At 43.8% G+C, this 21,337-nt stretch carries 19 protein-coding genes and 1 tRNA gene; 2 read left to right on the top strand and 18 right to left on the bottom strand.

Features of this window, described 5'->3' with window-relative positions; all coding sequences use genetic code 11:
* Position 1 precedes the first annotated feature (1 nt).
* From atpD to atpB, 7 genes are all read right to left on the bottom strand, one after another.
* Positions 2 to 1,489, bottom strand: a complete 1,488-nt coding sequence (gene atpD / locus NG78_RS04570) for a F0F1 ATP synthase subunit beta (protein WP_004134078.1) — start codon at positions 1,487 to 1,489, stop codon at positions 2 to 4.
* Between the two features lie 6 nt (positions 1,490 to 1,495).
* The gene (locus NG78_RS04575; RefSeq protein ID WP_004134077.1) at positions 1,496 to 2,500 is read right to left on the bottom strand and encodes a F0F1 ATP synthase subunit gamma; all 1,005 of its coding nucleotides are present in this window, start codon (positions 2,498 to 2,500) and stop codon (positions 1,496 to 1,498) included.
* Between the two features lie 3 nt (positions 2,501 to 2,503).
* A complete protein-coding gene (gene atpA / locus NG78_RS04580; RefSeq protein WP_004134076.1) occupies positions 2,504 to 4,165 on the bottom strand; it encodes a F0F1 ATP synthase subunit alpha in 1,662 nt (553 codons plus the stop codon).
* Between the two features lie 16 nt (positions 4,166 to 4,181).
* Positions 4,182 to 4,763 (bottom strand): F0F1 ATP synthase subunit delta, encoded by a 582-nt coding sequence (locus NG78_RS04585; RefSeq protein WP_004126219.1) that lies wholly within the window; start codon positions 4,761 to 4,763, stop codon positions 4,182 to 4,184.
* A gap of 87 nt (positions 4,764 to 4,850) precedes the next feature.
* The gene (locus NG78_RS04590) at positions 4,851 to 5,393 is read right to left on the bottom strand and encodes a F0F1 ATP synthase subunit B (protein ID WP_004126221.1); all 543 of its coding nucleotides are present in this window, start codon (positions 5,391 to 5,393) and stop codon (positions 4,851 to 4,853) included.
* Between the two features lie 64 nt (positions 5,394 to 5,457).
* Positions 5,458 to 5,691, bottom strand: a complete 234-nt coding sequence (gene atpE / locus NG78_RS04595) for an ATP synthase F0 subunit C (RefSeq protein ID WP_004126223.1) — start codon at positions 5,689 to 5,691, stop codon at positions 5,458 to 5,460.
* A gap of 76 nt (positions 5,692 to 5,767) precedes the next feature.
* Positions 5,768 to 6,622, bottom strand: coding sequence for a F0F1 ATP synthase subunit A (gene atpB, locus NG78_RS04600; RefSeq protein WP_004134075.1), 855 nt, complete (start codon positions 6,620 to 6,622; stop codon positions 5,768 to 5,770).
* Positions 6,623 to 6,921: 299 nt separating this feature from the next.
* Here atpB and NG78_RS04605 point away from each other — a divergent pair.
* Positions 6,922 to 6,995, top strand: a tRNA-Met gene (locus tag NG78_RS04605).
* A gap of 117 nt (positions 6,996 to 7,112) precedes the next feature.
* Here the strand turns inward: NG78_RS04605 and NG78_RS04610 are convergent.
* From NG78_RS04610 to NG78_RS04620, 3 genes are read right to left on the bottom strand one after another with little or no spacing between them, the layout of a single operon-like run.
* A complete protein-coding gene (locus NG78_RS04610; protein WP_004134074.1) occupies positions 7,113 to 8,144 on the bottom strand; it encodes a tetratricopeptide repeat protein in 1,032 nt (343 codons plus the stop codon).
* A 42-nt stretch (positions 8,145 to 8,186) separates the two neighbouring features.
* Entirely contained in the window at positions 8,187 to 9,275 is a 1,089-nt protein-coding gene (locus NG78_RS04615) for a hypothetical protein (RefSeq protein WP_004134073.1), read from the bottom strand.
* Positions 9,275 to 10,921, bottom strand: coding sequence for a hypothetical protein (locus NG78_RS04620; RefSeq protein ID WP_004134070.1), 1,647 nt, complete (start codon positions 10,919 to 10,921; stop codon positions 9,275 to 9,277). Before NG78_RS04620 ends, NG78_RS04615 begins: the two co-directional genes overlap by 1 nt.
* A gap of 78 nt (positions 10,922 to 10,999) precedes the next feature.
* On the opposite strand from NG78_RS04620, the gene NG78_RS04625 reads away from it, so the two are divergent.
* A complete protein-coding gene (locus tag NG78_RS04625) occupies positions 11,000 to 11,989 on the top strand; it encodes an FKBP-type peptidyl-prolyl cis-trans isomerase (RefSeq protein ID WP_004134069.1) in 990 nt (329 codons plus the stop codon).
* A 128-nt stretch (positions 11,990 to 12,117) separates the two neighbouring features.
* Here NG78_RS04625 and nucS read toward each other — a convergent pair whose 3' ends face one another.
* The 8 genes from nucS to NG78_RS04665 form a co-directional block, all read right to left on the bottom strand.
* Positions 12,118 to 12,825 (bottom strand): endonuclease NucS, encoded by a 708-nt coding sequence (gene nucS, locus NG78_RS04630; protein ID WP_004134067.1) that lies wholly within the window; start codon positions 12,823 to 12,825, stop codon positions 12,118 to 12,120.
* A 36-nt stretch (positions 12,826 to 12,861) separates the two neighbouring features.
* Positions 12,862 to 14,295: an amino acid permease gene (locus tag NG78_RS04635; RefSeq protein ID WP_155114933.1), complete on the bottom strand. Its 1,434-nt coding sequence runs from the start codon at positions 14,293 to 14,295 to the stop codon at positions 12,862 to 12,864.
* A 237-nt stretch (positions 14,296 to 14,532) separates the two neighbouring features.
* Entirely contained in the window at positions 14,533 to 17,214 is a 2,682-nt protein-coding gene (locus NG78_RS04640) for an ABC transporter permease (protein ID WP_004134063.1), read from the bottom strand.
* A 5-nt stretch (positions 17,215 to 17,219) separates the two neighbouring features.
* On the bottom strand, positions 17,220 to 17,921 hold the full coding sequence (locus NG78_RS04645; protein ID WP_004134055.1) for an ABC transporter ATP-binding protein: 702 nt from the start codon (positions 17,919 to 17,921) through the stop codon (positions 17,220 to 17,222).
* A gap of 116 nt (positions 17,922 to 18,037) precedes the next feature.
* Positions 18,038 to 18,655: a DUF5701 family protein gene (locus NG78_RS04650; RefSeq protein WP_004134053.1), complete on the bottom strand. Its 618-nt coding sequence runs from the start codon at positions 18,653 to 18,655 to the stop codon at positions 18,038 to 18,040.
* A gap of 51 nt (positions 18,656 to 18,706) precedes the next feature.
* Positions 18,707 to 19,774, bottom strand: coding sequence for an aspartate-semialdehyde dehydrogenase (locus NG78_RS04655; RefSeq protein ID WP_004134052.1), 1,068 nt, complete (start codon positions 19,772 to 19,774; stop codon positions 18,707 to 18,709).
* Between the two features lie 43 nt (positions 19,775 to 19,817).
* Complete coding sequence (locus NG78_RS04660; RefSeq protein WP_004134051.1) at positions 19,818 to 20,387, bottom strand: ACT domain-containing protein; 570 nt, start codon at positions 20,385 to 20,387, stop codon at positions 19,818 to 19,820.
* A 75-nt stretch (positions 20,388 to 20,462) separates the two neighbouring features.
* Complete coding sequence (locus tag NG78_RS04665; RefSeq protein WP_004134050.1) at positions 20,463 to 21,227, bottom strand: aspartate kinase; 765 nt, start codon at positions 21,225 to 21,227, stop codon at positions 20,463 to 20,465.
* Between the last annotated feature and the right edge of the window lie 110 nt (positions 21,228 to 21,337).

Here is a 21,337-nt window from a genome sequence, read left to right as displayed (position 1 = left end):
ATCACGCACCAAACTCTTGCTGCATGTCGTGCCAACGACGCTCAAGATCGTCAATGCCACCAATACCCGAGAACGCCTGTTCCGGAATATCATCGTAAGTACCATTGCAAATGCGAGTAAACGCCTCAATGGTTTCGTCTGCTGGCACATAAGAACCTGGACGACCTGTGAACTTTTCAGCCACGTAGAAGTTCTGACCAAGGAACTGCTCAATCTTACGAGCGCGGCTCACAGTGGTCTTATCTTCCTCACCAAGCTCATCGATACCAATCAAGGCGATGATGTCCTGAAGCTCCTTGTTACGCTGCAAAATAGCCTTAACGCGGTTTGCGCAATCGTAGTGAGCCTGACCAACGTAACGCGGATCCAAAATTCTAGAAGTAGAAGTCAAAGGATCCACAGCTGGGTAAATACCCTTAGCTGCAATATCACGCGAAAGCTCAGTAGTTGCATCCAAGTGCGTAAAGGTTGTTGCAGGCGCAGGATCGGTGTAATCATCAGCAGGCACATAAATAGCCTGAAGCGACGTAATGGAATGGCCGCGCGTAGAAGTAATACGCTCCTGCAACGCACCCATTTCATCTGCCAAATTTGGCTGGTAACCAACTGCGGAAGGCATACGACCCAGCAAAGTGGACACCTCAGAACCAGCCTGAGTAAAGCGGAATATGTTATCGATGAACAGCAACACATCCTGATTCTGCACATCACGGAAGTACTCAGCCATAGTCAACGCGGTAAGAGGCACGCGAAGACGAGTCCCAGGAGGCTCATCCATCTGACCGAAGACAAGTGCCGTTTTCTCCAAAACGCCCGCCTCAGCCATTTCGCCAATCAAATCGTTACCTTCACGGGTACGCTCACCAACGCCAGCAAACACAGAAACACCACCGTGGTTCTGTGCAACGCGCTGAATCATTTCCTGAATCAACACGGTTTTACCAACGCCTGCACCACCGAACAGACCAATTTTACCGCCCTGAACGTAAGGGGTGAGCAAATCGATAACCTTAATGCCGGTTTCGAACATCTGAGTCTTAGACTCAAGCTGATCGAAAGCAGGTGGGTTACGGTGAATTGGCCAGCGCTCAGTTACTTCAATATTCTCGCCAGGCTTAGCATTCAAAATGTTGCCGGTAACGTCGAAAACGTGACCCTTAGTAACATCGCCAACAGGTACGGAAATTGGGCCGCCGGTATCTCGCACTAAAGCACCACGAACCAAGCCGTCAGTAGGCTTCAACGCAACTGCACGCACAGTCGAATCACCAAGGTGCTGCTCAACTTCCAGCGTAATCTCGTGAACGGTATCACCTTCCGTGTTTCCAACGGTGTTGATATCGACTTTGAGAGCATTGTAAATATCCGGCAGATAGCCGACTGGGAATTCAACGTCAATCACGGAACCCTGAACGCGGGTTACGCGACCAGCTGTTGGATCGACCTCCTGCTCAGCTTCTGGAGGCGCTGTGGTCTGATTTTCAGCCATATGCTCCTAATCCTCCTCATTATTCAGCGCATCAGCGCTGCCGATAATCTCGGTAAGTTCTTGAGTAATGGATGCCTGACGAGAAGCATTAAGCTTTCTTGTCAAATCATCCACCAAATTGCGGGCGTTATCTGTAGCCGTATGCATAGCGTTCTGCCTACTTGCTGTTTCAGAAGCAGCAGAAGTAAGTAAGCACTCGTGAATACGAGACTGAATATACTTCGGCAAAACAGCATCCAGCACTTCATCCGGACTTGGCTCGAAGCAATACTCAACAGCCTCTGGATTGCTGCGACTCACTGCTTCTTCGCGAGCTGAAACTGCACTAGTAGACGACAACGATGCTGAAGGTCCAGAAGCTGCTTCGTAATCAGGACGGTGCATAGCAAACTCCTCACCATCCTTCAAAGGAACCAGCTCAACTGGCAGCATACGCAACGTACGAACTTTTTGCCTCACCATATTAATAAATTCGGTGAAAACAATATACAGTTCCGAAACTCCGCCTTCTGCTTCCGGCGTCATATAAGCGTCCATTAAAGTATCGGAAATCTTTTCTGCAATAGTAACGTCAGGATGGTCAGTAGAACCTTCCCACGTACCTGCCACATCGCGATTGCGATACTTGTAGTAAGTTGCACCGCGTCGACCGTACACGTACAGTTCCGCGTGCTTACCTTCTGCATCGAGCTTGGCTAAAAGCGCTTCAGTCTCACGAATAATCGAAGACGTAAACGCACCAGCCATTCCACGATCAGAAGTAAGAGCTAGAACTGCTACGCGATTGCCAGCATGCTCTTTACCGAAAATAGGATGCTTAATATTTGCTTCGTGATGAGCTACCAACGCCTGCACGGCATCGAAAATTGCGTCACTATAAGGCTTAGCATTAAGCGCAATATCACGCGCTTTTGCAATATGCGAAGACGCAATCATTTCCTGAGCCTTAAAGATTTTACCTAAAGACTGTGTGGAAATAATTCTCGATTTCAATGCAAGTTGGGAGGACATACGCTACTTCCCCTCAGGCTCGCGACTATCTGCTTTTGGCTTAGCTACAAGCTGTTCCTTTTCAACAGGAGCAGGATTTTCAGCCGGCGGCAACGAATCCTTTACAATCAAAGGCTTGCCAACAGAAGTCTTAAACGTCCTACGGAAATCTTCAATGGCCGCATCAAGCTTAGCTTCAGTTTCCTTAGTGAAGTCTTCGGTATCGCGAATTACTTGCAAAATGTCAGTTCCCTTATCGAGGTAATCCAACAATTCGTCTTCAAAACGCAAAACATCCTTCACAGGAATATCGTCAAGCTTGCCGTGCGTACCTGCCCACACAGAAACAACTTCTTGCTCCATTGCGCGAGGAGAGAACTGCTTCTGCTTAAGCAGCTCCGTCAAACGCGCACCGCGAGTAAGCTGAGCCTTGGAAGCTGCATCCAAATCAGAAGCAAACATGGCGAAGGATTCCAAAGACTTGTAACGAGCCAAGGAAATCTTCAACATGCCGGAAACTTTCTTCAAAGCCTTAGCCTGTGCAGCACCACCAACACGAGAAACAGAAATACCGACGTCAACTGCTGGACGCTGACCTGCGTTGAACAAATCAGACTGCAAGAAGATCTGACCGTCGGTGATGGAAATCACGTTGGTTGGAATGTATGCAGAAACGTCGTTTGCTTTAGTCTCGATGATTGGAAGACCGGTCATAGAGCCGCCACCCAAATCGTCGGAAAGCTTAGCGCAACGTTCAAGCAGACGAGAGTGAAGATAGAACACGTCGCCTGGGTATGCTTCACGCCCAGGTGGACGACGCAAAAGCAAGGAAATTGAGCGGTATGCTTCTGCTTGCTTAGACAAATCGTCGAAAACAATCAAAACGTGCTTACCGTTGTACATCCAGTGCTGGCCGATTGCAGAACCTGTGTAAGGCGCAATATACTTAAAGCCTGCAGAATCAGAAGCTGGGCTTGCCACAATCGTTGTGTACTTCATAGCGCCAGCTTCTTCGAGGCTTTGGCGAACAGAAGCAATAGTGGAGCCTTTCTGGCCGATTGCTACATAAATGCAGCGAACCTGCTTCTTTGGATCTCCAGTTTCCCAGTTAGCACGCTGGTTAATAATCGTATCGATTGCAATTGCCGTCTTACCGGTTTGACGGTCACCAATAATCAACTGACGCTGACCGCGACCAATTGGCGTCATTGCGTCAATAGCCTTCAAACCAGTAGACAATGGTTCGTCAACTGGATGACGGTGAATAACGTCTGGAGCCTGGGCTTCAAGAATACGACGCTCTTTGCACTCAATCGCACCAAGACCATCAATTGGATTACCCAAAGGATCAACGGTACGACCAAGATAAGCGTCACCAACCGGCACAGACAAAACTTCGCCTGTGCGGTATACTTCCTGCCCTTCCTCAATGCCTGTGAAATCGCCAAGAATAACAACGCCGATTTCATGCGCATCAAGGTTAAACGCAAGACCCAAGGTATCGTTCTCGAAAGTGAGCAGCTCGTTTGCCATGCAGCCGGACAATCCAGCTACGTGCGCAATGCCGTCACCAGCCGTAACAACATAGCCAACTTCTTGCGTTGGCATGTCGGTAGGCTTGTACGAGTCAACGAACCCGTCGAGCGCCTTGCGTATCAGGGCGGGATCAATAGATAGTTCCGCCATAATTCTCCTTAATTTACTACTTCACTGCCTGTGTCCAAGCGCCATTTCGCGCAGAACGCTGCAACTGCTTAAGCTGCATCAACATGGTGCGATCGGTTATTTCATCACCGATTCGTATACGCATGCCACCAAGCACGTTTGGATCCACAATTGGGTTAATGTATGCACGATGACCCAACTTATTGCTGTAGATTTCAATCAAACGCTTAATTTGCTTATCTGTAAGAGGCTGAGCAGTGGTGACTGTAACCAAAGTTTCTCCAGCTTCACGCTCAAATCCTGACCAAGCACCACCAAAGCTGCCAGTTTTACCACTTTCAGCTCCACCGTGCCAGGTTCCTACGAGATAATGCATAATGCGCAATACAACAGGGTGCGCTTTACCTCCAATAAGCTCGTCAATTAAACGAGACTTATCTTCCGAAGATCTATTCGGATCGGTAATCGCATCAGAAAGCTCAGGATACTGATCAATCATGCCCATCATTGACGAAAGCTCGTCAGCAATGCGCTGCGCTTCATCGTGCGCATCTGAAATGGCCTGCGCAAGAGAAGAGCGCGACAAACTGTCGTTTGCACGCGATGCCTTTTCTGGCATTCTTACCTCCTCGTTTCTGTAATAATGAAGTAATGCAACGAATGCATCAAACTCAATAACTTACTATTGAGATTAATGCATCAAGCTTTACTTGCTTTGATCCGAATTTTTAGTTTCTCCAACTTCATCAATCACATGATCAATAATTTTGGAGCTTACAGTATCGTCATCCAGCTTGGATGCAAGAATCTTGCCAGCCAACGCTGCTGCAAGAACCGATACCTCTCCTTGGAGGCTGGACATGGCATGCTGATGCTGAGCTTCAATAGAATGCTGTGCCTCACTAATGATTTTGGCAGCATCCTTTTCAGCGCGTTGTCTAGCTTCACCAATGATTTTTGAAGCTTCTGTACGAGCCTCTTCGCGAGTTTTTGCAGCATCAGCTTGAGCTTGAGCAAGCTCTTCTTCCATCTGACTTTTTAATTCGTCAGCTTCATGCTGCACGTTTGCTGCTTTAGCTATTCCGCCTTCGATTTTTTCTGCGCGCTCGTCGAGAATTGCCTGGAATTTAGGCATAACGAACTTGTAGAAAAACGCTGCAAGAACTACCAAAACAACTAACGACCACACTAAGTCATAAGGCTCAGGCAAGAACAACGCCAAACCATTACTCTCAGTTGCATGTGACATGGCTTGTCCTTTCTATTCCTTCAACACTTTTATATTTGTGCTGGAACGAGTTGTTTCGTTCGGTTCACTTTCCCATAATGTAGGCAACGAATCCGAGCAAGCCCAGAACCTCAATAAATGCCAAACCGACGAACATGAACAACTGAATACGGTTGCCAACTTCTGGCTGACGTGCAGTAGATTCCATAGCTTTAGCAACGACTATTGCCATACCAAGTGCAGGAGAAATTGTTGCGACAGCAAAGCCAAGAATGCTGAGGTTGCCGACCAAACCTGCGAGAGCGATGATATTATTCATTGGTTTCCTTTCTGTTAAAACAGTAACCAGTATAAACCCGTAAGATGGGTAAAATCTGAAGATTTAAGCTATGCTATCAGGCAACAGCAACAGCAGACTTTTCTTCTTCCTCCGGGTAACTTTCCGAAATGTAGACAGAAGCAAGCACAGTGAAAATAAACGCCTGCAAACCGGCTACCATAATTTCGAATAGGGTAAACAGAATGCCACCAAGCAGCCACAAAGCACCGCCGAAGGCAAGGAGTTTATTGCTGGAATCCACCACAAAGAAATTGGTGAATACTAAGCAAGTGGCCACCAGCAAATGGCCAGCAATCATATTCGCAAACAAACGGATTGTAAGCGAAAGTGGTCGCACAATTATTAATTCTATGAGCTGCAATGGCGAAAGAATGAAGTAAATCGGCCATGGCACGCCCGCTGGGAACAACGCTTCACGGAAGAATCGCAAAAAACCTTTTTCACGAATGCCAGCAAGAAGATATTGACACACAACCCATAAAGCAAATACCAACGGACCAGTAATGGTTGCAGTTGCAGCCATATTTAATCCTGGAATCACAGAACAAAGATTAAAGAAGAAAATCGTGATGAAAAGTGTAGACATCATTGGCACGTAACGCTTGCCACGTTCTTCACCAATCATCTCGTAAACGATGTTGTAGCGCACAAAGTCCATTAAGATTTCTAGCACACTTTGGAATCTTCCTGGAACTAACTTTGCGCGAGCGGCACCAATGCCGAAAATAATCATAACGACTACAGCCATAAGAACACGCACCAAAATAATGCGGTTCATGGCAAACGGTGTGCCCTGGAACAAAATCTCTGGAGGCAAAAATTCGCCAATATTAGGCAATTCTGGTCCAGACGAAGCCTCTGCTGAAGCTACATTGGTAGTCCTCAGTAAAAAGTCAACCATTCCATCCATAAGTGCCTCCTTAAGCAATTCGTTCACACGCCTTCACAACTACGCCATTCACTCACATTATTAAATCATCTTGCGGCGTTATATCTAAATCATCTATTTCGTATCTCGTAAGGCGCGGGGCACGAAACGAAAAATACATCTAAATGCTGATTGTACTCTTCGTACGTACATAATTTTTCGATTGTGTTACTTAAAGTTAAATACGGTTAAAAAGTTACACAAATTCAATGCGAAACACGCCCGAATTTGACAAATTCAAATTTGCACCTATCGTAGATAGAGCTGCTAAAAGTAGCCGACGCGGGGTGGAGCAGCTCGGTAGCTCGCTGGGCTCATAACCCAGAGGTCCATGGTTCAAATCCATGCCCCGCTACTGAAGCCAAGAATCACACGAATTTCTCACGATTGTTGTGGTTCTTGGCTTTTTTATTTAATAACGCATAAGTCAGTCAATCTGCAATCGCCAAAATACAAGTCATCTTCATAAGAATCAATAAAGAAGTATTGCAAGGCGACGGCGAGCGCGCGCTAATCGAGCATCATCTGCAGGAAGCATAGCAAAATACTCAAGCATTCTAGATCGAATAGCCTCAGCATCCGAACGATGCCCCGCAGCCAAAAAATCAAGCAAACGGCCAAAAACGTCATCGATATGACCATCAATCATATCGACATCTGCCACAGCAAGCTGCGCATCTACATCATTAGGATTATCACCAGCATTTTTGCGCACTAAAGCAACATCTGTATTAGTATTACGCGCAAGCAGCAAAGCTTTGGCATGTTCACGCGCAGCAATAGAATCGTGCGGATCCGCATCCATAAGCTTTGCATATTCTAAAGCAGCGCTCTCGTAATCACCTTTCATAGCAAGTTCATGCGCTTTTTCATGAGCCTCAGGAACTTGATTTTCGCAACTAGAATTATTATCTGAAGATTCATCTGAATCATCCTTAGTATCTTCAGCCGGCTGTACAAAAGGAGCTGTTCCCGCTACCCCCGAACGCTCTGCCACCTGCACTAATTGAGGTAAAATTGCGCTACAAATCTGTTGCAACTCATCATCGCTAGGCAATCCTTGCGAAATTGGCATAGGGCGTCCGCCAATCAAACCATAAATTGCAGGAAGTTGCTCAGCTCTCAAAGCTTGAGCAATACTTGAGCTTTCGTCTGCATCAATACGCGCCAACTGCATACGACCGTCGAGTGAATTTACTGCATCAGCTAATTTTTGTGCAACATCGTAATAAGCAGTATCTCCAGGCTGCCAAAGCAACAAAATAATAGGAAAACTTACGGAAGTTTGAACCATTGCCTGGAAAGACTTATCGTTAACGTCAATAACGTATCCGCCTGCTTTTGGCGCCGAATTATTGGCAGAAGAACCAGCATCCGAACCAGCTCCAGCTTTTGCAGCCTGCTTAGCTTGCGCTTCCACGCGACGCTTCACGCCTTCTAAATCTACAGCTCCAGCAAGCGAAAATCCTCCTGGATTCATTCCTTGCGACTGACCGTTTACCATTATTGCCTCTTTTGCTAATTGCAATATTGTTGATTCTTATATTTACAACGCTTCTACTTTAATAGGCTGTCGTTCAGCACCAACCGGCGTAATTTTCATATGAGATCCAGAAGGCGGCACAACAAGCGCAATAACATTTACATAAGTTACGCGCATAGTACTTTTTGCTCTTCCGTCGCCAAATAGTGCTTTTTCTTCGTCAGATGCCGGCCTAGACTCACGGCCTTCTCCGGCAATACGCGTCCAAACAGAATCAATTCTTGCAACAACTAAATCGCTTCCATCACTCGAACGCATAACGCTTATTTGCTTCAATTGTGGAGTAAAAACCTGTTCCTGCGAACCTTTGTTGCGCTCCATGCCAGCTTGTACAGCTTTAGAAAGTTCTGCAAGTTTTTGACGAAGATAATCTTCCTCAAAATATTTTGCATACTTGCTTTCACCACCATGCTGAAGAACATCAGCATAAGCTTTTACTGATTCTTCTGGAGTCATAATTAAGCCAGTGTCATTTGATTTTCCCATTGAAGCACCAATACTTGGAACAGCAAATTTAGGAAGATGCACACCAGGGAAAAGTCGAGCCACAGCCCACAACTTATAATTCGACCTAGCTCGTTGCTGACGCAAAACAAGCAAACGCTTTGATTGCTGATCCTTAGTGGTGGTTGTAATTGTCATTAAGTCTCTAGGCCACCCAGCATTTGTTGGCACAATCGTCTGAGCCGAAGCGCGCGGAATAATAGTTTTAGGGTCTAATTTACCGGTTTTGCCGGCAATAATAAGCTCGCTTGTGCGAACATCAAGAGCAGGTCCAGAAACAGCTTGAGGCAAGGCGTTAACGTCTTTTTCATCATTTGCCCGCTCCAGCGTTCGAAGCAATCCAAGACGAATATCCTTTTCTTGAATCATAGTGACATTAGGAAGCTCTTGACCGCTGCGAACTTCCACAGGCTTAGGTACTTGACCATCACAAGCAGATAATCCCGCAACAAGAGCAACAGATACAGCACTTGCAACACAAAGAGAAGCAGCGCGCAACGTTTTTCGCATAATTCCGCCATTATTAAACTCGCGAATATAATTATTAAGATTACGCATTTTAATACTACGCACTTTAATATTACGCATTATTGCTCGTTACCTCGCTCACTCGAGAAATTGCCTCGATAACCTTTATTATTCTTGCGATATCGCGAATTATTGTTATTTGCGTTGTACCCACGACGGTTGCCGCGAGTTTTTTTAGAATTATCTGTCTGCTTTGTTGACTTAGATTGCTTATTTTGATTTTCCTGCCTATCTCGCCTGTCCTGATTGTCTCGCCTACCTTGCTTTTCTTGCCTATCCTGCCTATCCTGCCTATTTCTGGAGTTCTTTTTATTCTGCTGATTTCGCCTAGTTTGAGAATTCTTACGATTCTTATCTACGCGATCAGAGCGAAACTCCTGATTATTTTTAGCATCGTCTTTAGCTTCAGAATAAGAGTTCTTTGGTTTTTCGTCGTTCAAATCTGAAGATTCATCAGCAACACTTTCACTATTTTCCGTCTCGCTTGGCAATTCATACGCAAATTCACCATCATCATGCTGTTGAATAAAACGAGCAGCGAATGCGAGCATATCGTCCTTAGAAATAACTGCGGTCTGCGCAATTGAATCTTCAGAAGATACTTGTGCCGATGAAGAATCCTGGTTAAGTTGCTTAGAATCAGAATTATTTACAATATTCTGATTTTCTACAGAATTTTTACCACGACGAGCATGCGATCCATGGCGAGCATGCGATCCTGAATCTTTTTTGTGCTTCTTATGAGCAAGAATTCCATGCACTGTGCCAGAAAATGCTTCAGAAAATGTGACTTCCTCCTCTTTAGATTGCTTAGATAGCAAACCGGAAGAATTTGCCACAAGTTGCTTATTCCTGCGACGATGCGGAGCCATGGCAAAAATAGTTGCAGCCAGCAAAGCTAGCACGGCAAAAAGAGCACCCACAAAGTACAAAGGTGTTGCAAAATCTGGAACTTGATGCCTGCGCCAACGCAATTCCACAGAAGCAGCAGGAACGTTATCTCCCAAATCAATTAATAGAACACGTCGAGCTGCTTGAGATCTAGCTCTCATAGAACGCGAGTAGCGACGATTTGAATTCTTTTTTGAATTCTTACCAGACTTAGAAACTGCACCAGTTGCAACTGCATGGTCGTATGAAGCAGAACCTGCAGTTTGAACATAATCATAAGTATTTATTGGAAGCTTTGCTAAACCAATTTGACACGTAACAGAAGACCATAAGTTAGATTGTTGGAACTTAACGTCAGCATCTTTTATATCTGTATTAAAATCTTGTTGCAAAGTGCTTTTGCCAGACATTTCCGATACAGACAGATTATTCCAATCTTTAAGACCTGTAATGCGCTGAACCGGAGAGCCAGCTACCCAACCGCGAACATCTTTTGTTAAACCAACAGCAACACAAATAGGTTTACGTGTGCGCAAAGCTGCAACACTTACGCGAACCTTACTATCAACCAAATTAAGAACACCTGGATCTGTAACAATATAACGAGTTCCAGTTACTTGCGCATAAGCAATAACCACGTCATTCGGCTTCCAAAATGTTGCATTAGCAACACCAAGAGCAACACTTAATACTGCAAGCACTACAAAAAATGGCGCCACAATACGTCGCATAATTTTAGTGCGCAATGTTACTCGCCTTGCAGACTGTCGCATTGGTTGTCCTTCTTTTTCAGGAGCATTGTTGGTATTAGTCATAACGATACTATTCTACAATCTTTTCATACCAGTTGCAGGTTTTGCTTTAAAATCAATATCAAGCGGTAATGTGAATCTATGCAAAAAACTACAATATCTAAACAAAAATCCTTTATTGCACGCACTTTTGCTGCTATTAGCACAGTAGCATTATGCGTAGGATTAGCTTCTTGCAGCGGCAATTCCGACAATACAAAAGGTGCTGCAGATGAAAACGCACAAAAAGCCGGCATGCAGCTTATTGAAGGCATAAGCGCTTCTGGGGAACTTGGCAAAAAGCCAAAAATTACGCTTAAAACACCTGCAGATATAAAAAGAAATACTTACGCTATCTTACAGCACGGCAATGGTGAGACTATTAAAGAAGGCGATCGCGTCTGCTCGCAAGGCATTGTGCTTAACGCTAAAGATGGCAAAGAACTTATGAATACGTGGGATAAGGGCCGAGTTGATTGCTCAATTTCTATTGACAAGAACGTCACCAGCCGACCATACTACGCGCTTATTAAAGGCAAGAAGATTAATACAACTATTGCTTTTGGAGTCGCTGGAGAAAATAAGGGACCTTCATACGTTATGGTTCTAACGCTTGTGTCTCGCTCAAAAGCATTAAAACACGCAGAAGGTAAAGCAGTAACAGATATTCCTGCAAATTTGCCAAAGGTAACTCTTGATAAATCTGGAGTCCCATCCTTAGATAAGAACAACTACGTTCCAGATGGAAAGCTTGTTTCTCAGACTTTGATTGAAGGAACGGGCAAAAAGGTGACCGCAAAAAGCACCGTAACTGCTCATTATGCTGGATGGACCACAGACAAAGACGGCAAAATGCATCAGTTTGATTCCTCTTGGCTTCGCTCAATGCCTGCAGACTTCTCGCTCGCAGGAGGAGTAATACCAGGTTGGACTAAAGGTTTGGCTGGAAAGAAAGTTGGATCTCGAGTTCTTCTTGTAATTCCTCCAGAAGATGGCTACGGCAAAGAAGATAAGAAGGATGCAAAGGGAAATGTAACAATCCCTGCAAACTCCACTCTGTACTTCGTTGTGGATATTCTTTACGCTTCGTGAGTTTGTAAATTTCGCAATGCTTAGCAAAAATTTGCAAAATAATTTGCGAGATAATTTACAAAATACGTAAGTTATTACAGTTGCAAAAACCCCTCGAAAATGAGGGGTTTTTGCATATGCGCTTAAATCTAAAACAGAAGAAGGTCGTCGGATTCAACACCGCGCATATCGTCATAGTCGAGAATAAGGCAAGTAAAACCGCGATCTTCCGCCAAAACTCTAGCCTGTGGGCTAATTGTTTGAGCAGCAAAAATACCGCGAACAGGCTTCAAAAGCGGGTCTCGATTTAATAACTCGCAGTATCTAGTAAGCTGCTCAACACCGTCAATGCCACCGTGACGCTTAATCTCAATCGCAACATGCACACCTTCAGCATCCTGAGCCATAATATCAACCGGACCGATAGCAGTAGGATACTCTCGACGAACAAGCTTCGCACCTTCCCCAATGCGCTCAATCTGCTCAGCCAAATATCGCTGCAAATGCTCTTCAACACCGTCTTTAACTAATCCAGGATCCTCACCCAAATCATAAGTGCTGTCACTGTATATGTGCTCTAAAGAAATTTTGAGTAAATCATCACCTTTTGATGCAGCAACTCGAAGAATGCAACCATCAAAAAGCTCGTTAGAAGTAGAGTCTTCACCATTTTCTTTCTGAAGTATGCGCATTGTACAAGGCGCAACCATCCAATTAAGTGGCTTATACGCTCCAAGCTCCGAAAAAATAAGCACACTACCATCTGCTTTAATAAGCAGCACGCGCTTAGATAGCGGAAGCGTAGCGTTTAATCTACCTGTATATTCAGCACTACAATCTGCAACAATAATTCGCACACAGTAAGCATAACAGAAATTGCGCAAGAAAGAATGTCACTTGCGCAAAGCGGCTGCTAAATCGCGATTCTGCCAATGCTCGTGCAGAGCGCAGTAACCTCCAAATAGCACAAGCCAAACTAAACCGCCAATTGCAGAAACGCGAGTATCTTCACTAATAAACAATGTAATATACACAAACACGAAGAATGCAATGGTAAGCGAATTAAGAAGCTTATAATGCGGCATCAAGAAACCATCTGCCATAAAATCAGCAGATTTACGATACTTACGGTGCGTAACCATAATCAGAATGTAAATCATGATGATTACAGCCGAAGACGCAGAAGCGAACAAAATAAACGCACCATGCACTCCAGGGATCGAATTAACTACTGGAGAAAGAAGAATTAATACAGAAGAAAATATGATTGCACGAGCAGGAACTTTAGTATGCGATACCTTTCGCAACTTACCCAAAATAGGAGAAGGAGATTCAATAGCAATCTGATACATGTGGCGGCCGGCAGAATACAGCAAAGAGTTAAGTGCAGAAGATGCAGCCGTAATAACCACGAAGAATACTAACGCAGAGGCCCAATGCACGCCAGCATACTGGAACACCATAATGAACGGAGACATAAATGTGCCTTCAGCATTAGTAGCCTTGAAACGCTGCCATGGAACAATAAGCATAATTGCCACAAGAGCGCCAACATAAAAAATCAAAATACGCGTAATTATGCCGTTTATAGCCTTAGGCAAAACTTTGCGAGGATTTTTTGTTTCCGAAACAGTCACACCAACGAACTCAATAAGCTGATACGCATAAAACACCATCTGGAAGCTCATCAAAAATGCAACCCAACCATTTGGCATAAGCGAAAAATTATTGAAAATGTTATTGACACTAGCATGCCCAGCAGGACTAATAACCCCTCCATGAAGTTGAGTTGCTGGGTAATGATACCCAATTATGACCATCACAACAGCAGTAACTATAAGCGCAACAATCAAAGTAATTTTAATCATGGAGAACCAAAACTCAGTTTCTCCAAAAAGCTTTACAGCAACCAGATTTATGCACACTAAAGCCGCTAAAAAGACTACTTCTATAAGCCATTTCCAATGACTTACGTCAATATCGAAAGTTTGGAAAAACGTGACGCAATACGTGCTAACTGCAGTAATCTCGCTCATACCAATAAGCACAAGCACAAACCAATAAGACCACCCAGCAAAATTACCCCAGCCTCTGCCAAGATAACGCGTAATAAAACTAATAAAAGTATGCTGGTTTGGATCTTTGTACATTAGCTCGCCAATGCCGCGCATAAGCAAGAACATAATCAAGCCAACAATAATGTAAACGAATACAATACTTGGGCCTGTTAAGCTAATTGATTTTCCAGATCCAAGGAATAAGCCCGTACCAATTGTGCCGCCGATAGCAATAAATTGCACATGACGCTTAGTAAGGCTGCGTTCCATTTGGTTGGAATTGTCATTATTTTCGCTATTTGACGAACTATTCGTAGAACTATTTTTAGAACTATTTGACGATGTGTTAGAAGATTTAATACTCGAAGCGAATTCTCCGGCTGAATCTGCAGATTCAGATTGCTGAGAATCTACATTTATGCCATTATTCGCCGTCATATTCATTGCCAAATCTCCGTTCCTAGTATATACGAACCTTTTATTCTATATGTACCCTTAACTATTGCGCTATTCCACACTTTTTAGAGAGCTAACCGGATCAATACGATCAAGCGCAGGATTAGTTGCCCATTGCACGATCAAAGCGAAAATTAACGTTGCAACGCCTGCAATGAAGTAACTTAACGGAGCTACTTCCACCTCAAAATAAAGCGATGGCATTCTAAGAGCCTTGGTAAGCAAGCCTGCAATCAGCCTTCCCAACGGCAAACCTACCGCAATGCCAATTACAGTAAGAGTTAGCATCTCTTTATGCACATAAGAGTGAATTTCTCTTTTATAGAAGCCAAGAACTTTTAGAGTTGCCATTTCGCGCGAACGCTCCGAAATATTCGTACTAGCCAAAGTAAATAGCACTGCTAAAGCCAAACCTGCAGCTAACGTTACAATCAGAGCAACAACAGCATTCATAAGATCAAAACTAAAAGCATGCTTCATTTTCGTAATATTCATAACCGCAAGAACAGAGTCACGCTCCGAAACATTATTCGCGTACTTGATTTTTTTATCATCGCTGCCACGCAAGCGAAGAATCAGCGCATTATGCTTTAGAGATTTACTATTTTTAGCGTTAAACAATCGTTCATAACACTTAGAAGTCATATACATGTTTGAACCAATTAGATTTCGAACAATAGCATTAACTTTTACTGTTGCGCGCTTAAAACTTGCGTTAGTTACTGTGATTTCATTTCCGCGATTAATATCCAAAGAAGCGGCTGCGCTTTGAGAAATCAGCGGGCCGTCATCCGTGAGCTTAACAGGCTGCAAATTGTTGTCAATATTTTGCAATCGCACAAGGCGAGCTAAAGTATCTGCATCTTTTACAACAATCATTTGCACACTTTCAGAATCTTCCACATTGCTATGCTCAGATTTGTTGTTGCCAGCATTTTGATGCTTAGCGATTTCGCCAGAACTTATGTAAGCAGGAAGCATAGTTTCGATCTTATTATTCGACTTATCTTGTTCCACGCGTTTCTTCATGCTTTGGAAAGAATCGGGAGCAGAAATCGCAATCATATCGTAATTGTAGATTCCCTCATATTGGCGAGTTCCTAAAGTTGCGACGGTATCGTTTAATGCAAGACCGCACACAATAAGTGCAGTACAACCAGCAACACCACCGATTGTCATGCATAATCTGCCTTTAAAGCGCGCTATGTTGCGAATAGTTACTTTATTTAGGAAGCTCATACGCTTCCAAATCCAAGGCAAACGCTCAAGAAGTACACGAGCGCCAGCTTTTGGAGCTTTTGGACGAAGCAAAGCGGCAGGAACTTGCTTTGTTTCACGCCAACTAACAACTATTGTGCAAACTGCTACAGGAATCACAAAAGCAAGCACACACAGTGAACCGTATAACCAGTCGTAACGCAACATAACATCTGGAACAGCGTAAAGCCCGCGCAAAATCTTCAAAAGAAGCGAAGGAATTGCAAGGAATCCAACAATATCTCCAACTCCACCACCAATAAAGCATGCGAAAATAGCGAAGAACGCGTGCCTTGTAACTGCAGCCGAACGCCCATAACCTAGGCTTAGGTACGTTCCAATAAGACCTCGCTCTTCCTCAACCATACGTGCCATAGCTGTTAAGCTCATCATCATGGCAACAACAAGAAATACTGCCGGGAAAGCGTAACCAAGCGACTGAATTGAAGCAACGTCGGAGCGTAAGCTTGCGTAACTATCATTAGCGATTCGAGTAGATATATGCCATTGTGCTTGAGGAACTTTCTTTTGAATTTCTGGCTTAATCTGCTCTAGAATTTTCGCTTTTGCTTGTTCTTTCACAGAATTTGGAGCAAGCTTTAGCCTTGGTTCATTCGCAATAATATTTTCCGCTTCTCTATTCGACCTCTCATCAATAATCTGATTTCGACGAGCTTTTTCGCGCTTAGACTGCACTTTTTCTCGGATTTGCTCAGACGCGTCGTCAACAATATTGCGATACGATTTAGAAAATGCATTAACATTCTTAGTATCATTCAATCTCACAGATATTGCAGCATATGGCAGGTCACTCATGTTCTTTGGTGCTGCAGACGTAAAAATTGGGTAGCGAGATGTTACAGAATTACGAAAAGCTTTTGACTGGTAGCCTTCTGGGTTGTTTAAATCGTTACTATCTAAGACGCTTCCAGTAATTAGAAGATTATATTTTTCAGATTTTTTATTTGAATTATTTGAAACACTGCTGCCAGACGCGGCCGACTGCTGCAAATTTACAACAACGGTACTGCCAATATTTAAGCCACTATCGTGCAAAAATCGTTGAGTTACAACAGCTTCTCGGCTATTAGTAGGCATATTGCCATGAAGCAGGTGAAGACGATTCATATTTTTTTGCGAATCGTAATGCACAAAATTCATTGCATATGTGGAACTTGCATCGTCATCAGGATGCGCCGTAGCTTTCCAAAAACGTTCGGCTTCAATTTCGCTTATGTTAGATAATTTTTGCAAAGAAGCAACATCATCTTTAGTTAAACCCAAGGTAGATACGATTTGCAAATCGTATGCATGCAACTTTTCGTACATGTCATTCGTACCAAGAAGCATATCGTTGCAGCCCGCGTAAATTCCTGTCATAACAGCAACGCCAAGCATTGCAATAACTGCAAGCACACAGAAACGTCGCCACTGATGAATCCACATTCTAACGGCGCTAATAAATAATGCACTCATTAAAATCACCACTCAATATCAGCAATGGCCATAGGATTCTCTTGTATAGTCTCGCTTACGACTTTTCCAGAGCGGAAGCGCACAACTTTATGTGCCATAGGAGCGATTGCGGCATTATGAGTAATGATTAAAACTGTCATGCCTTCCCTGCGGCAAATATCTTGCAATAATTGCAACACTGCTTTGCCTGTTTCATAATCCAAAGCTCCAGTAGGCTCGTCGCATAGAAGAAGTTTCGGCTTTTTAGCAAGAGCGCGAGCAATAGATACGCGCTGCTGCTCGCCGCCGGAAAGTTGCGCTGGGAAATTTTGTAAACGATCTGCCAAGCCAACATCTTTAAGCGTTTGGGCAGGATCAAAATGATCTGAACAAATCTGCGAAGCCAGCTCAACATTTTCAAGAGCAGTCAAATTTGGAACTAAATTATAGAATTGGAAAACAAAACCAATATCTTCACGGCGGTAACGCACTAAGCTTCTTCCTTTAAGCTTAGTAACATCGCAATCCCCAACAATAACGCGACCGCTCGTAGCTGTATCCATACCGCCTAAAATATTTAAGGCCGTTGTTTTTCCAGCGCCAGATGCGCCCAAAATTACTGTAAGCTCACCACGTTCTGCCGTAAAACTAGCATCGTCTAAAGCCCGAACAGCAGAAGAACCAGACGGGTATTCTTTTACAACATGATCAAAAGTTATATATGCCACAATGCGCCTTTCGTAAGTACCATCCATTGATAGTGGTTTTCAACTTTTGTTATAGATTCTTGTTTTATTCTTATAACTATTTTACGTAATAATCGGGAAGATTTTATGAATTGTAGTTAAAGAAGCGAGATTCCACGGCGTGCCATGCAATACGCATTACCAAGCCAAGTATGCCGAGAATTTGGCCAAACTGCACCTAAGCGTGGAGCACCCTGACTCATCCAAATGCTAGGAACTCTTCCATCAGTGCTTTGAGAGCCGAGAAGATTAAACCCATTCTTATTCTCCAGCCAATCCGGGTGCTGAGTAACAATCGCAAGCCCTTCTTCCAAAGTAAGAGGTAAGCGTTCGTCGGAATCAATAAGCTTACTCGCAACATCCGGCTCTCTGTTTAAATAAGATCCGCCCGCATGAGGATCAATTGCCAAATAGAACGGACCTTCCGGAGGCTCAAACCCATCTTTTGGCATAAAACTAGCAATATCGCGAGGAGGCATAGTTGTAAAACCAGCCATGCGGTCAATACTAGTGCGAGAAATCAACGATTCTGGAGAAACAAGTTCTCGCGTAGGAACTAATAAAATATTCGTTCCTAAACCACTATTTTCAAGAGCGCGCAAAAGCGGCCGAGCAAGAGAACGAAAAGCGTCAGCACTCATATCCGCCACATCCGGATACCCGAGTGCTACTATACGATCAAGCTGCTGCTGTATTTCTTCCGATGCTACTGACATACTTACAGTTTACGCAGAGACTTTCACAATTGCGAGCAATTAATTTCAATATTATTGAGCAAAATTACGTTTTTTCGCAATAATTTCCGCCAATTGCACAGCATTAAGCGCAGCACCTTTTCTAAGATTATCGTTAGTAATAAAAAGTGCCAGACCTCGCTTGCCATCCACAGCTTGATCTTGGCGAATGCGCCCAACATAGCTTGCGGATTTACCTGCAGCAAGCTGAGGAGTAGGAATATCATTCAATTCAACGCCAGCCGCCTTGCTTAAAACTTCGCGAGCCATGTCCGGCGTTACGTCATGATCGAACTCAGCATTAACACTCATGCCGTGGCCGGTAAAAACGCCTACGCGCACGCAAGTGCACGACGCAGCAAGATTTGGCAGATGCAAAATCTTACGACTTTCATTACGCAACTTTTGTTCTTCGTCAGTTTCTTCAGATCCGTCGTCAACAATTGCCCCAATAAAAGGCACTGCATTGAAGGCGATTGTTCGAACAACCTTCGTAGGTTCTGGAAAATCTATTGCGCTACCATCAAAAACTAATTTATCTGCGCCTTGATTTAGCGCAGCCTGAGCCTCATTCATAAGCTGCAAAGCACCAGCTCTTCCAGCTCCAGAAACAGCCTGATAAGAAGATACTATTAGTCTCTTTAATCCAAAAGCGTCAGCAAGTGGCTTCAAAACTGGCATGCAAGCCATTGTTGTGCAATTTGGATTTGCCACTATTCCACAAGGGATTGTGTCTAAATCTTCGGGATTTACTTCTGCAACAACCAGCGGCACATCGTCATGCATACGCCATTGAGAAGAATTATCTACTACTATTGCGCCAGCTTCAGCAAATTTTGGAGCCCAGATTTTTGAAGTTCCGCCTCCTGCAGAAAAAATAGCTATATCAATTCCGCGCAAATCAGCTTTTTCTACATCTTCTACAACAATATCTTTTCCGCGATATTGCAAAACTGTTCCTGCAGAGTGAGCAGAAGCCATAAAACGTAAATCTCGAACGGGAAAATCACGCTCATCAAGCACACGGCGCATTACCATACCAACTTGGCCAGTAGCACCTAAAACAGCTACGTTTACGCCTGTTTCATTGATAATCGTCATCTTATTTCTCCCTTAATAATGGTTATGCAAATAATTTCGATTTTTAACGTCCGCTGCCGCCGTAAACAACGGCTTCTATTTGGTTAGCATCCAATCCGTAAGCCGTATGTAAGGCTCGAACAGCTTCATCAAGCTGCTTAACAGGAACCAAAGCAGCAATACGAATTTCTGAAGTAGAAATCATAAGCGTATTAATACCGTGATCACTTAATGCAGTAAAGAAAGTAGCCGCTAAGCCAGAGTGCGTCTTCATACCAACTCCAACAACAGCAACTTTTCCAACAGTAGGGTCAACATCCATAGAAGTGAACTTAAGCTCATCTTTAGCAGCTAAAAGAACACTACGAACAGCCTCCATTGAGGAACTAGGGGCAGAAAGAGAAATATCCGCGGTTCCTGTAGAGGCGCTTGCCTGAGCAATCATATCAATGTTCGCATTAGCTTTTGCAAGAGTAGTAAATACTTTTGCAGCCATTCCAGGAACGTCCGGAATACCGCGAACTGTAATCATAGATTCACTGCGATCGTGAGCAACACCTGAAATAACAGGCGTTTCAACACCTAAATCTGGGAACAAGTCGCCCATAGTAGAACGAATCTCCTGGTTTACCATTATTACCGCCTTTAATTTCTATTTGCTTAAATATTATCTATAAAAATAATTATCTATAAAATAAACTTGCTTAAATCAACTTAAATTAGGTAAAGTACGTGGATTAACATTTCGCGGCACAATAAGAGTTCCATTTCTGTGAGAGAAGGAACTCCTAACGTGAAGCGGCATACTAAAACGCTGAGCATACTCAACACAACGCAACGCAAGCACGCGCGAACCACATGAAGACATTTCTAGCATTGAATCATAATCAATAACTGGAATACGTTTAGCCGTTGGAACAATGCGCGGATCAGCTGTAAAAACGCCATCAACATCGGTATAAATTTCACAAATATCAGCGCCTAAAGCAACTGCGAGCGCTACAGCAGAAGTATCCGAACCACCCCTGCCGAGAGTTGTGTCATCGCCAACCTCACTAATTCCTTGGAAGCCTGCAACGATTGCAACGCTGCCCTTATTTAGCGCGTGACGAACACGATCCGGCTTAACTGCGCGAATATGTGCTGCACCAAACTGCGTGTCTGTCATGAAACCAGCTTGAGAACCGGTAAAAGAGTATGCGTGAGATCCTTGAGCATGAATAGCCATAGCAAGTAAGCTCATAGAGATGCGCTCGCCTGCAGTCATAAGCATATCCATTTCGCGAGCAGGAGGATGCGCATTAACACTCATTGCTTGGTCAATTAAATCGTCAGTAGTGTCTCCCATTGCAGAAACTACAACTGCTACATCATTGCCAGCTGCTTTTGTGGAAAGAATACGTTTAGCAACGCGCTGTATGGAATCGGTGTCAGCCACAGACGAGCCGCCGTATTTCTGTACGATAAGCGCCAATTTTTTTACCCCTTGCTCATGTCTAAACAGATGAACGAACGGATATTCCAAATATTTGGTCTGGTATCAGAGTACCAACTGTGCCCTATTATTCGCAATTATTGACAATT

The sequence above is a fragment of the Gardnerella greenwoodii 00703Dmash genome, from assembly GCF_000263635.1.
Lineage (GTDB): Bacteria > Actinomycetota > Actinomycetes > Actinomycetales > Bifidobacteriaceae > Bifidobacterium > Bifidobacterium greenwoodii.
Note: the sequence above shows the minus strand (reverse complement) of the source record. Positions and strands in the feature narration are given on the sequence as shown.